The 13,235-nt window shown below is 30.0% G+C and carries 12 protein-coding genes and 1 riboswitch; of the genes, 8 read left to right on the top strand and 4 right to left on the bottom strand.

Annotated elements, in window-relative coordinates:
• Position 1 precedes the first annotated feature (1 nt).
• Both cobT and MHN29_RS17765 read right to left on the bottom strand, forming a co-directional pair.
• Positions 2-1,042, bottom strand: a complete 1,041-nt coding sequence (gene cobT, locus MHN29_RS17770) for a nicotinate-nucleotide--dimethylbenzimidazole phosphoribosyltransferase (protein ID WP_235273722.1) — start codon at positions 1,040-1,042, stop codon at positions 2-4.
• A 6-nt stretch (positions 1,043-1,048) separates the two neighbouring features.
• Entirely contained in the window at positions 1,049-1,552 is a 504-nt protein-coding gene (locus MHN29_RS17765) for a bifunctional adenosylcobinamide kinase/adenosylcobinamide-phosphate guanylyltransferase (protein WP_235273721.1), read from the bottom strand.
• Positions 1,553-1,653: 101 nt separating this feature from the next.
• Here MHN29_RS17765 and MHN29_RS17760 point away from each other — a divergent pair, with 101 nt between their 5' ends.
• Positions 1,654-2,592 carry an ABC transporter substrate-binding protein gene (locus MHN29_RS17760; RefSeq protein WP_235273720.1) on the top strand — a complete coding sequence of 313 codons (939 nt, stop codon included), beginning with the start codon at positions 1,654-1,656 and terminating at the stop codon, positions 2,590-2,592.
• Between the two features lie 9 nt (positions 2,593-2,601).
• Positions 2,602-2,795: riboswitch (cobalamin riboswitch) on the top strand.
• An 81-nt stretch (positions 2,796-2,876) separates the two neighbouring features.
• On the top strand, positions 2,877-4,775 hold the full coding sequence (locus tag MHN29_RS17755) for a TonB-dependent siderophore receptor (protein ID WP_235273719.1): 1,899 nt from the start codon (positions 2,877-2,879) through the stop codon (positions 4,773-4,775).
• A gap of 49 nt (positions 4,776-4,824) precedes the next feature.
• On the opposite strand, the gene MHN29_RS17750 is transcribed toward MHN29_RS17755, so the two are convergent.
• Positions 4,825-5,241, bottom strand: a complete 417-nt coding sequence (locus tag MHN29_RS17750) for a thiol-disulfide oxidoreductase DCC family protein (RefSeq protein ID WP_235273718.1) — start codon at positions 5,239-5,241, stop codon at positions 4,825-4,827.
• Between the two features lie 160 nt (positions 5,242-5,401).
• Here MHN29_RS17750 and MHN29_RS17745 point away from each other — a divergent pair, with 160 nt between their 5' ends.
• The 4 genes from MHN29_RS17745 to MHN29_RS17730 are packed head-to-tail and all read left to right on the top strand — an operon-like array spanning position 5,402 to position 9,723.
• On the top strand, positions 5,402-6,109 hold the full coding sequence (locus MHN29_RS17745) for an ABC transporter ATP-binding protein (RefSeq protein ID WP_235273717.1): 708 nt from the start codon (positions 5,402-5,404) through the stop codon (positions 6,107-6,109).
• Positions 6,110-6,111: 2 nt separating this feature from the next.
• Entirely contained in the window at positions 6,112-7,341 is a 1,230-nt protein-coding gene (locus tag MHN29_RS17740) for an ABC transporter permease (protein WP_235273716.1), read from the top strand.
• A gap of 2 nt (positions 7,342-7,343) precedes the next feature.
• On the top strand, positions 7,344-8,561 hold the full coding sequence (locus MHN29_RS17735; protein ID WP_235273715.1) for an ABC transporter permease: 1,218 nt from the start codon (positions 7,344-7,346) through the stop codon (positions 8,559-8,561).
• A gap of 37 nt (positions 8,562-8,598) precedes the next feature.
• Complete coding sequence (locus MHN29_RS17730) at positions 8,599-9,723, top strand: efflux RND transporter periplasmic adaptor subunit (protein ID WP_235273714.1); 1,125 nt, start codon at positions 8,599-8,601, stop codon at positions 9,721-9,723.
• A 72-nt stretch (positions 9,724-9,795) separates the two neighbouring features.
• On the opposite strand, the gene gcvT is transcribed toward MHN29_RS17730, so the two are convergent.
• Complete coding sequence (gcvT, locus tag MHN29_RS17725; RefSeq protein WP_235273713.1) at positions 9,796-10,878, bottom strand: glycine cleavage system aminomethyltransferase GcvT; 1,083 nt, start codon at positions 10,876-10,878, stop codon at positions 9,796-9,798.
• Positions 10,879-11,041: 163 nt separating this feature from the next.
• Between gcvT and MHN29_RS17720 the strand changes: the two genes are divergently transcribed.
• Both MHN29_RS17720 and MHN29_RS17715 read left to right on the top strand, forming a co-directional pair.
• On the top strand, positions 11,042-12,664 hold the full coding sequence (locus MHN29_RS17720; RefSeq protein ID WP_235273712.1) for an aminopeptidase P family protein: 1,623 nt from the start codon (positions 11,042-11,044) through the stop codon (positions 12,662-12,664).
• Entirely contained in the window at positions 12,664-13,209 is a 546-nt protein-coding gene (locus MHN29_RS17715) for a TlpA disulfide reductase family protein (protein ID WP_235273711.1), read from the top strand. Before MHN29_RS17720 ends, MHN29_RS17715 begins: the two co-directional genes overlap by 1 nt.
• The last annotated feature ends 26 nt before the right edge of the window (positions 13,210-13,235 follow it).

Here is a 13,235-nt window from a genome sequence, read left to right as displayed (position 1 = left end):
TTTAAGCTTCTGAAACATTTGCACTCTTAAAAGTAGCCATTTCATTTAAAAAACTAATAGCCGATTTTACTATAGGAAAAGCAATTGCAGCACCTGTCCCTTCACCTAAACGTAAACCTAAATTAAGTAAAGGTTTTACTTTTAAAAAATCGAGCATTTTTTCATGTCCTTGTTCACCAGATGTATGACAAAATATACAATAATCTAATACGTTTTTATCGATAGCTTGTGCAGCTAGTAATGCTGAAGTAACAATAAAACCATCAATTAGAATGGTCATTTTTAAAGATGCAGCTTCTAAAATAGCTCCACACATCATTACAATTTCAAAACCACCAAAAGAAGATAAGGCGTCAATCGGAGATTGTATTTGATTGATATGTAAATCAAAAGTTTTACGAAGAATCTCTGCCTTTTTAATGACACCTTCATCATTTAATCCTGTTCCTTTTCCAACACTCTGTTCAATTGGAATAGTAGTGAAATAACTCATTAAAAGAGAAGCAGCTGAAGTATTACCGATCCCCATTTCACCAAAGCCAATAACGTTGGTGCCGTTTTTAAATATTTCTTGAACAATTAGTTTACCTTTTTCTAAAGCTAACAAACATTCTTCAGTATTCATTGCTTTTTCTATACTGTAATCTTTAGTTCCTTTTGAAATTTTAGCATCTATTAGATTAGGTGAAGTTTCAAAATTAGCATTTACACCGGCATCTACTATTTTTAATTGAATATTATTTTGATTACAAAAAACATTAATAGCAGCTCCATTGTTTAAAAAATTATAAACCATTTGTTGCGTAACTTCTTGGGGATATGGAGTAACTGAACTTGAATTTACAATACCATGATCACCAGCAAAAACAACTATTGAAGGCTTTTCTAGGGTAGGAGAAACAGTATTTTGAATTAATCCTATTTGTAAAGCAATATTTTCTAATACACCTAAAGAACCTATAGGTTTTGTTTTAAAATCTATTTTCTCTTGTAATTGTTCTTTAATATTTTTTGATAAAGGAGTTATGTTAGTAGTATACATTGGTGGTTATTTTAAAGTTAAAGGCAAACCAGACACCATGAATGTGGCTTTATCGGCTTTTTTTGCTATATATTGATTTACCCAACCTTGCAGTTCTGTAAACTTTCTTCCAGATTCAGAGTTAGCATGCAGTCCCATACCAATTTCATTAGAAATAATAATAATTTTTGCATCTATTTCAGTCAAAGCATCAATTTCTTTTTTAGCTAATTTTAATGCTTTTTCAATATCATATTTAGTATCTACAAAAAAGTTGGTAAGCCATAAGGTAACGCAATCAATAACTACAGTCATTTCTTTAGTGATTTTTGTACTGATCAACTTTTCTTCTTCAATAGTAGTCCAACGTTCATCTCTATCTGAAACATGTCTATTTACTCGTTTTTTGAAATCATCATCCCAAATTCTAGAAGTAGCCAAATAAAATGGAGTATTTGATAATGATTCGGCTAATTGTTGGGCATAACTGCTTTTTCCCGAACGTTCACCACCTGTTATATAATAAATCATGTTGAAGAAATAAATTGTAAGCAAATATTGGAAAGATTTTTTAGAAAAAGAAAATTATAAATGAGAACTATGTATTTTTGCGAACCTAAATTTTAATATCTATGAAAGTATCTTCTTTTATGCCAGCTGTAACTCAAATGATTTATGATATGGGCTTACAAGATTATTTAGAGGGCATTACATTTGAGTGCCCAGCAATTGCTTTACAAGAAAAGAAGGTTGCTGTGAAGTACAAATTAGAAGGTAAAACATTAACAAGTAAAGAAATTACTGCTATTTTTTCAAAGACTAAAGCTGAAGGAGGTACTTTATATTATGTAGATGAACCAGTTTTAGAAAGTATAGCTCCAGATATTATTTTTACACAAGATGTATGTGATGTTTGTCAAATAGATACCGAATCGGTAGCAAGATCAGCATATAAATTAAAAAAGACTCCAGAGTTAATTTCTATAACACCAAATTCTTTAGAAGATGTATTTGATAATGCACTTACTATAGCTAGAGCTATGAATAAAGAAGAAGTAGGAATTAATTATGTAAATAAACTAAGAGAGCGAATTTATAATATTGTAGATGTTCAAAGAGCCAATAGAATTCAATCAAAAAGTGTAATGTTGCTTGAATGGATTGATCCATTATTTAATTGTGGTCATTGGATTCCTCATCAAATAGGTTATGCTGGAGGAATAGATTTATTGTCACATCCTTCAGGAGATAGCATCGTTATTTCATGGGATAAAATTGTAAAATATGATCCAGAAGTATTGGTAATTGCTCCGTGTGGATATGGAATTGAAAGGACGTTAGAGGATATGACGTTTTTAGAAGAAAAGCCAGAATGGAAAACTTTAAAAGCTGTTAAAAATGGAGAAGTTTATATAGCAGATTTTGCTATGTTTACACAATCATCAGCTGGTACTTTAGTAGATGGAATTGAGTGTTTAGCTTCAATGATACACCCTAAATATTACAATATTTCTGACAATCTAAAAAGAAAATTCACAAAATATAATGATTTAATTGGAGATAATTTATAATAAAGTTATAGATTTGCCCCGATTTTTGGTTTTTCTTTATTTTCAATAGAGAAAATTAAAAGGGAATTCAGTTAAAATCTGAAGCTGTTCCCGCAACTGTAAGCTACAAAGCTTGTAACTAAAACTTTTTGCCACTGTTTATTAACGGGAAGGTGAGTTACAAGACGCAAGCCAGGAGACCTGCCAAGAAAAATATGTAAAACTTTCGGGATAAAAGTTAGCGTACTTAAAATTCTTTTGTACAAAAATTTAACCTGATTAATTGTAAAATTAAATCATTAACAATGAAAAAACAATTACTAATTGTTGGTGCGGTAGCATTGTCTTTTGCTAGCACAAAATCTTTTGCTCAAGAGCAAGAAAAATCAGAAATTTTAGATGAAGTGGTAATCACGGATTCAAGGTTTAAATTAAAAAAGGAAAATTCGGGGAAAGTTGTTCATAAGATAACAGCAGAAACGATTAAGAAAAATCAAGGAAGAAATTTAGTTGATTTAATTAATACTGTAGCAGGTATTGAAATTAATGGTAACACAAGTTCTAATGGACAAAATTTAGGGCTTTTTGTAAGAGGGGGAAGAACAAAAGAAGTTGTTGTATTAATCGATGGAGTTCAAGTTTCAAACCCAGCAGGTGTTTCTGGAGGTTATGATTTAAGATTATTAGACTTAAATGAAGTAGAATCTGTAGAAATTATTAAGGGAGCTGCAAGTACATTATATGGTACAGGTGCAACAACAGCAGTAATTAATATTAAATTAAAAGAAGCAAAAAGCGGTCATGTTAATACAGATTTAGCTTTACTTTTTGGTACAAATAATACACAAGATTCTGAAGACGGAACTGTTATTCAAACCAATGCTAATGTAAATGGTAAGATTAATAAATTTAATTATTTAGTTGGTTTTTCATCACTACAAGCAAACGGAATTTCGGCTGCAAAATCAGAAAATGCTAATCAAGTATTTGGAGGAGATGCTTTTCAAAGAGTTGGAACTAATTTAAAATTAGGATATAGATTCAATAAAAAATTCAAAATTAACGCTTTTGGTAGTTATAGTGAGTTTGATAATAACTATGATGCAGGTGCATTTGCTGATGGAAGTAATTTTTCAGAAGATGTAAGTTATAGAGTAGGAATAGCTCCAGAATATAAATACGGTAATGGAAGCATTCATTTAAACGCTGCTTATAGTAAATATAAAAGTGATAGAACAGCAACATCATCTCCAGGAAGAAGTTATGGGGAAAACTATATCATTGATGCATATGTAAAACATAAATTTGATAAATTATATTTAGTTGGAGGTATTAACTATCAAGATAATAGTATTGAGACTTATGCGGTACCTTTTGGACAAACTGAAATTACTAAAACAGTATATAACGAAGAACCAATAGCTAGATTAATAGATCCATATGTAAACGCAGTATATGTATCTGATTTTGGATTAAACATTAATGCTGGGGTTAGATTAAATAACCACAATAAATATGGAAATCACTTTGTGTATAATGCAAACCCATCTTATACTATAAAGCAAGAAAATGGATACGTTAAGTTCTTAGGATCATATAGTACTGCATTCTTAGCACCATCAGTTCAAGAATTATATGCATCGTGGGGTAATGTAGATTTAGAACCTCAAGAAAGTACTACTTATGAAGGAGGGGTAGAATATAAATATAATTCGCTTGTATTAAATGCAGTTTACTTTAACAGAGATGTAGAAAATATTATAGCATATAACTCTACAACTTTTAAAATGGATAACTTTGGAGATACTACTATTAAAGGTATAGAGTTTACTGCAAATTATTCTGTAACTAAAGATTTACAATTAAATGCTAATTATGCTTATACTAAAAATGATGATTTAGCAATTAGAATTCCAAAGCATAAAATCAATGCTGGTGTAAACTATACTTATAAAGCAACAAACTTAGGATTAAACTACCAGTATGTAAGCGATAGAGATGATACAGATTTTAGATCTTGGCCAAGCGTTAATACAGTTTTAGAATCATATTCTCTTTTAGATTTTTCAGCTAATCATAAGTTAAACGATAATATTAGATTAATGTTTAATGTATCTAATATATTTAATGAAGATTACCAAGAAGTTCTAGGTTTCTCAACTAGAGGAAGAAACTTTAAATTCGGTTTAGGGTTTAATTTCTAATAGAAAAGAAATTATTTGAAATGAAAAACGCACTTTTAAGTGCGTTTTTTTATTCTAAAAACTTTTCTCGAATTTCTTTAGTAGGAATCATGCATTCTTCCTTTTTACCAAACCATTTGTATCTATTCTTAGCAATATAATCGTACACCAAATTACGAAAGTCTTCTGGAAATACCATTAAAAAATTAGCAATTTTCCAAAAGCCACCAAATTCAGCCATAATTTTTAAAGCTGCGGTCGATTTTATATAATAAGCACTATTTGGTTCATAAAGTATTATGGAATCAATTTTTGAAGTATCAATACCTAAATGATTTGTGATTTTTTTACCAATTTCAGATTGTAATGAAGCAAAAACAAATTGATTTTTTTTATCATAATTGATAGTTTTTAGCACGGCATTATTGCAAAAATTACAAATGCCATCAAATAAAATTATCTTCTTATTGTTTGGTAAATCAATCATTTATATGAAATAAAATTAGGTTAATTTAGAAATAACTTTAAAATATTGTAACATAAATCAAAATTAAGCGTCTAGTAGAAAAGTAAATAAGGATTTAACATTTTATTACCAATAAAAATATGAATCAGTATTTATTTTAGTAAAAAAATAAACTAACGCAATGATTCGAATAGAAAACTTACACAAATCTTATCCTATAGGGAAAGACTCACTTCACGTTTTAAAGGGATTAGATTTACACATTAAGGAAGGAGAATTTGTATCAATTATGGGATCTTCAGGGTCAGGAAAGTCTACCTTATTAAATATTGTAGGATTATTAGATACACATGATGAAGGAAATTATTATTTAAATGGTCAATTAATTGAAAATTTAAATGAAAAGAAAGCAGCAGTTTTACGTAATAAATTTTTAGGATTTGTATTCCAATCGTTTAATTTAATTTCATACAAAACAGCTTTAGAAAATGTAGCATTGCCTCTTTATTATAAAGGTGTAGGAAGAAAAGAACGTTCAGAAAAAGCATTAGAATATTTAGAGAAAGTTGGTTTAAAAGAATGGGCAAACCATTTACCAAATGAACTTTCAGGAGGGCAAAAACAACGTGTGGCTATTGCAAGAGCTTTGGTAACAAAACCAAAAGTAGTATTAGCAGATGAGCCAACAGGAGCCTTAGATTCTACTACAACAGATTCTGTAATGGATTTGTTAAAAGAGATTAATGATGAAGGGATGACAGTTTTTGTAATTACACATGAGGAAGAGGTTGCAGAACAAACGAATAGAATTGTTCGTTTAAAAGATGGTGTTATTATAAGTGATGAGTACACATCTAATGCAAAATCAAAAAAGGCTAAAGCAGTTTAATTATGTTTGATTTAGATCGTTGGAGAGAAATATTCCAAAGTATTAGTAAAAATAAGTTACGTTCTGCCTTATCTGGATTTACAGTAGCTTTTGCTATTTTACTTTTTACGTTACTTTTTGGAATAGGTAATGGGCTCCAAAATACATTTAAAAATGAGTTTGCAAAAGATGCAATTAACTCAATCTATATTTGGTCAAACAGAACAACTAAAGCTTATAAAGGAAATCAAGTAGGGAGAAGAATTCAATTTAAAGATGACGATTTTGAGTTTCTGAAAGAAAAATACGGGGATAAGATTCAAATGATTAGCCCTAGATTACAGAGAAATGCAAAAGTTGTTTATAAAACAGAAGAAGATAACTACACTGTTAGAGGAGTTTATCCAAAATATGATTTATTAGAATCAGCCGAAGTAACTGAAGGACGTTTTTTAAACATTAGAGATTTAAAAGAAAAGTCTAAAGTAGTCGTAATAGGTCGAATGGTTGAAAAAGATTTATTTGGTCAAGTCAGTGCTTATGGAAAACAATTAAATATTGGCGGAATCATTTATAAAATAATAGGTGTTTTTTCAGATCCAGGAGGTGATAGTGATGAGCGTTATATCTACATACCTTTTACTACTATGCAACAAATCTATGGTAATAATGACCATATTGATGAGTTTGGTATGACTTATAACCCTGAGTTAAGTATTGAAGAAGCAATAGCTTTTAGTAATGACATGCGTAGGGAGTTAAAAAAGAAGCATGAAATAGCGCCACTAGATCAAAGAGGAATAAGAATACGTAATTATGCTTCTGATAACAAGCAAGTTTCGAGTATGATGGTAGGTCTAGGTATACTAATTTTAATTATTGGTTTCGGAACGTTAATAGCCGGAGTTGTAGGAATTAGTAATATAATGGTGTATATCGTAAAAGAAAGAACAAAAGAGCTAGGAATTAGAAAAGCTATTGGAGCCACACCAAGATCAATTGTATTGATGATCATGTTAGAAGCAATTTTAATTACAGCAATATCTGGATATATAGGACTAACCTTAGGAGTGGGAATACTAAAAGCAGTAGGACCTAGTTTAAAACAGTATTTTATATTAAATCCAGGTGTTTCAACTCCTGTTGTTGTTGGAGCCACAATAACATTAATTATAGCAGGAATGATAGCGGGTTATTTACCAGCAAAAAGAGCGGCAAGAATTAAACCAATAGTAGCTTTAAGAGCAGATTAATTATGAAATTTTTATTTGACAAAGATACTTGGCAAGAGATTTACGGAAGTATTCGTAAAAACAAAACAAGAACTGCAATTACAATTTTTGGGGCATTCTGGGGAATACTATTATTAGTAGGATTATTAGGAGCTGCTAAAGGAATTGAGAATGGTTTTAATAGCATGTTTGGTGATTTTGCGACCAATAGTGTTTTTATGGCTGGTGGAAGAACATCAAAACCATTTAAAGGGTTTCAAGAAGGTAGACAAATAACATTAACAACTAGTGATGTAGATAAAATTAGAAATGAAGTTAACGGAGTAGAGTTTGTTGTTCCTAGAAATGTTACCGGAGGTTTAGTAGTAAACGGTTTAAAAACGGCAAACCTTACAATTTTTGGAGATTACCCATTATTAGATAAAATTCAAAAGAAAAACCTTACAGAAGGAAGATTTATAAATCAAAGTGATATTGATGAGAATAAAAAGGTTTGTGTTATAAGTACTGAAGTATACAAACAATTATTCGATAGGAAAGAGGAGGCTTTAGGAACTTATATAAAAATCAATGATATTGGATATAAAATTATAGGTATATATAAACCAGGTAGGTTTGAAGGTCCTAATAATATTCATATCCCTTTTAGTACCTTTAAATTAGTTTATAACAGAGGAAATAAATTCCAATGGATGGTAGTAACAGGAAAACCAGAGTTTAATATAGAGCAAGTCGAATCTGATGTAAAAGTATTACTTAGAAGTATTCATAAAATTCATCCTGAAGATAATAGAGCTTTTAATGGATTTAATTTAGGAAAAGAAATAGCCAAAGTAACTGGTTTTTTAACTGGAATGCAATTTTTAACATGGTTTGTTGGAATAGCAACCTTAATAGCAGGAGTATTTGCCATAGGTAACATTCTTTTAATTACAGTAAAAGAACGTACAAAAGAAATTGGAATTAGAAGGGCTTTAGGTGCAACACCAGGAAAAATTAGACAACAAATTATATTAGAGTCAGTATTTTTAACATTATTAGCAGGCTCATTAGGAATTATAGCCGGAGGAGGAGTACTGATGATTATAGATAAATTAGATTTACTAACCAATCCAACTGTTGATATTCCTATAGTTTTAATAGCATATACAGTATTAATAGTGTTAGGAACATTAATTGGATTTATACCAGCCTATATGGCCACTATAATTCAACCAATAGAAGCATTAAGAGAAGAGTAACAATAAAATCGATTAACAAGAATATAAATAAATACCAATGAAAAAAATAATCATTTTTGGCGGAATAGCGTTAGCATTAGTAGTAGTGTTAATATGGTTTGGGAAAAAGAATAGCGCATCCCCAATTGAATATGAAACAGAAAAAGCATTCAAAGCTACAATTGTAAAAAAGAGTGTTGCTACAGGAAAAGTAATTCCTTTAGAAGAAGTTGAAATAAAACCTCAAATTACAGGAATTGTAGATAAAATACTTGTAGAAGAAGGAGCTATTGTAAAAACTGGAGATTTAATTGCAACAGTTAGAGTAGTACCAAATGTAGCTTCTTTAAATAGAGCAAATGGTAGTGTTAAAAATGCGAAGTTGTCATTTGAAAATGCAAAAGTTCAGTTTGATAGAAATAAAAAATTATTTGATAGAGGAGTAATTTCTCGTCAAGCATTTGAAAATTCAGAATTGAATTACAATAACGCAAAACAAGCATTATCAAATGCACGTTCTGATATGGATATTATTAGAAAAGGAACAACATCTGGATTAGGAAATGCAGCTAACACTAGTATTAGAGCAACAACATCTGGTATGATTGTAGAGATTCCAGTTAAAAAAGGATATCAAGTTACACAAACTAACGATTTTAACGCAGGAACTACAATTGCTCGTATTGCTGATATGACGAAAATGATTTTCGAAGGAAAAGTAGATGAGTCAGAAGTAGGAAAACTAATTAAAGGAACTAACATTGATGTTGCTATTGGAGCAATAGAGGATAAAAAGTTTCCAGCTGTATTAAGTTTTATTGCGCCTAAAGGAACAGATGAAGGAGGAGCAGTACAATTTAAAATTAAAGCGGACGTATCTTTAGATGATAAATATTTTATTAGAGCAGGATATAGTGCAAATGCTGAAATTGTTTTAGCAAAAAAAGATAGTGTTTTATCTATAAAAGAAGCATTATTACAGTTTGATAGAAAAACAGAAAAACCTTATGTAGAAATTAAGGTAGGAGATCAAAAGTTTGAAAGAAAAGACCTTAAATTAGGATTGTCTGATGGAGTAAATGTTGAAATCTTAGAAGGAGTAACTGATGCAGATGAGATTAAAATTTGGAATAAAATTTCAAAAAAGGATAAGAACAACAATAATGATGATGATGACTTCTAAAAAGAATCACATAAAATCTATTCATAAAAAAAGCAGCTCAGTGAGCTGCTTTTTTTATTGTATGGATTAAAATTATCCTTTATAAAAAGGCAATTTAACAACTTTAGCAGGTATTTGCTTTTTACGTACTTGAATGAAAATTTCAGAATCAACTTTTGATAATTCCTTAGGAACATAACCTAAACCAATTCCTTTACCTAAAGAAGGACTCATTGTACCAGAGGTAACTCTTCCTATTTTATTTCCTTTAGCATCCACAATATCATAATCATGACGAGGAATACCACGTTCAGTTAGTTCAAAAGCAACTAGTTTTCTAGTAACTCCAGCTTCTTTTTGAGCTTTTAAAGCTTCAGCATTTACAAAGTCTTTTGTAAACTTAGTAATCCATCCTAAACCAGCTTCAAGAGGAGAAGTAGTATCGTCAATATCATTACCATATAAACAGTATCCCATTTCTAAACGTAAAGTATCACGAGCAGCTAAACCAATAGGCTTAATTCCCCAGTCAGCACCAGCTTCAAAAACTTTATTCCATACAGCTTCTACATCTTCGTTCTTAACGTAAATTTCAAACCCACCAGAACCTGTATATCCAGTAGCAGAAACAATAACATTTGGTAAACCAGCAAAATCAGTAATTTCAAAAGTATAAAACTTAATAGCAGATAAATCCACAGAAGTTAACGATTGCATTGCTTCAGCAGCTTTAGGACCTTGGATTGCTAATAAAGACCAATCGTCAGAACGATCTTCCATTTCAACATTTAAATCGTTATGTTGAGAAATCCAATTCCAATCTTTTTCAATATTAGAAGCATTTACAACTAGCATATATTCGTTTTCGCTAATCATGTAAATGATTAAATCATCAACAATTCCACCATCAGCGTTTGGCATACAACTATACTGCGCTTTACCAGGCACTAATTTTGAAGCATCATTAGATGATATTTTTTGAATTAAAGCCAAAGCATTTTCTCCTTTTAAGAAAAACTCACCCATGTGACTTACATCAAAAACACCAACACCTTTTCTTACAGTTTCGTGTTCAATATTTACACCTTCATATTGTACAGGCATGTTATAACCAGCAAAAGGAACTAGTTTTGCTCCTAAGCCTTCATGAATATGTGTTAAAGCAGTATTTTTCATTTTAAAATTGTTTGTTTTAAAGTATCGCTAAAGTATTGAAAAATTGAGAAACAAATAGTCAGATTTTGTTTAATATTTCAATGAATTATTACCTAAAAATATGTTAATATTTCCTTGTTATCAGTGAAAGAATGTTACATTTGAGTGTAATAAAACTTAAAAAATGTTAAAGAAAATACTATTTGTTTGTTTATTAGGAACTCTTAATGCTTTAATAGCTCAAACTCCGACTGATTATTTATCAGGAGATTTTCATAAAAATAGAAGAGAGATATTACGCTCTAAAATGCCTAAAAATTCAGTAGCAGTAGTTTTTGCTAATCCAATTAGAAATAGAGCAAATGATGTTGATTACGTTTTTCATCAAGATCCAAATTTTTATTATTTAACAGGATATCGTGAGCCCAATGCGGTTTTAGTATTGTTTTCAGAAAATCAAACGGATGCTAGCGGAAAGACTTATAATGAAGTTTTATACGTACAAAAGAATGACCTTAGAGCAGAAATGTGGAATGGTAAAAGATTAGGAATAGAAGGAGCAAAAAAAGAATTAGGTTTTAAGATAGCTAAAAATGCAGAAGATTTTATTTCTGATAAATTAAATTTTAAAAAGTTTGATAAGGTTTTTATAGAAAAATTTAAAGACGATTATAGAAACTCAGAAAGAAATAAAGCTGAAATATATGACCTTGTTAATGAGTTTAAAAATAAATCGGGATATAGTGCATCATCACTTTTATCAAAAGAAAAAAGGTATGTGTATGAGTTAATAAAATCTACACCTATAGAAAATAGCGCTAATGTTGCTCAAGTAATAGGAAAAGCAATTACATACTACCCAAGTTTTAAGAATGATGAATTATTAATGGGGTATAAAAATGCTACAAACAACAAGCTTAAAAAAGAATTTCAAGAGAAAGCAGCTGTAAAGCTTAATTTGAAATCTAATATTGATCTTCAGTTTTTACCAACTCGATTTGCAGAAATGAGAGAAGTAAAAACACCAGAAGAAATGAAGTTGTTAACCAAAGCAATTCGTATTTCAGCAATAGGACAAATTGAAATGATGAAAGCTATGAAACCTGAAATGTCTGAAACAGAAATTCAAGGAATTCATGAGTTTGTATATAAAAAGTACGGAGCAGAATATGAAGGATATCCATCAATAGTTGGAGCAGGAAATAATGGATGTATTTTACATTATATAGAAAATAATAAAACTAGAGTAAACGACGAGTTAGTATTAATGGATTTAGGAGCTGAATATAGAGGTTATACCGCCGATGTAACTAGAACTATTCCTGCTAATGGTAAATTTTCTCCAGAGCAAAAAGCAATTTATAATATTGTTTTAAAAGCTCAAGATGCTGGTATAGCAGTTTCTAAAGTTGGAAACCAATTTTGGCAACCAGGTCAAGAAGCAAAACAAGTTATTAATCAAGGTTTATTAGATTTAGGAATTATCAAATCATTAGATGAGAAACATATGTATTTTCCTCATGGTACATCGCATCATATTGGATTAGATGTACATGACCCAGGAACTTATGGAAAGTTTCAAGAAAATATGGTTATTACTGTAGAACCAGGTATTTATATACCAGAAGGGAGTAAGTGTGATAAGAAATGGTGGGGAATTGCTGTTCGTATTGAGGATGATATTTTAATAACTAAAAATGGTCCTGTAAACTTATCAGAAGAAGCACCGAGAACTGTAAAAGCAATTGAAAAAATGATGGCAAAGAAAAGTGTGTTAAACGATTTTGTATTGCCAAATTTAGATTAATGAAATTTACCAAAAAATCAATATCAAACATTGTATTTGTTATCATTATTGGATTGTTAATTTATCCACCTACTAAGGTGTATTTTATTAGATTAATATCTTTTTCTCCATCTACCATCAAAGCAGAAAAGAGAGAACATTTAAAAACATACAATTGGAATTTAAAAGGTTTAAATACTGAAAGCATAGATTTTAATAACGTAAAAAACAAAGTAGTTTTTGTTAGTTTTTGGGCTACTTGGTGTCCTCCTTGTAGAGCTGAAATGCCAAGTATTCAGAAATTATACAATGATTATAAAGATAAGGTTGAATTTATTTTTGTGAGTAACGAAGATTGGAGTACTATCTCTGATTTTTATAAGAAAAACAATTACAAATTACCTACATATAGTCCTTTAAGTAAAAGACCAGTAGAGTTTAATAGCCAAACAATACCAGCTACGTTTATAGTAGATAAAAAAGGAGCTATTGCCATGATGAAAAAAGGACCAGCAGATTGGAATAGTACAAAAGTTAGAGAGTTATTAGATAGATTGACTGAGTAAAACTATTATTTTTGCAATCTTTAAAT

This window comes from Tenacibaculum sp. Cn5-46 (genome assembly GCF_022347705.1).
GTDB lineage: Bacteria > Bacteroidota > Bacteroidia > Flavobacteriales > Flavobacteriaceae > Polaribacter > Polaribacter aiptasiae.
Note: the sequence above shows the minus strand (reverse complement) of the source record. Positions and strands in the feature narration are given on the sequence as shown.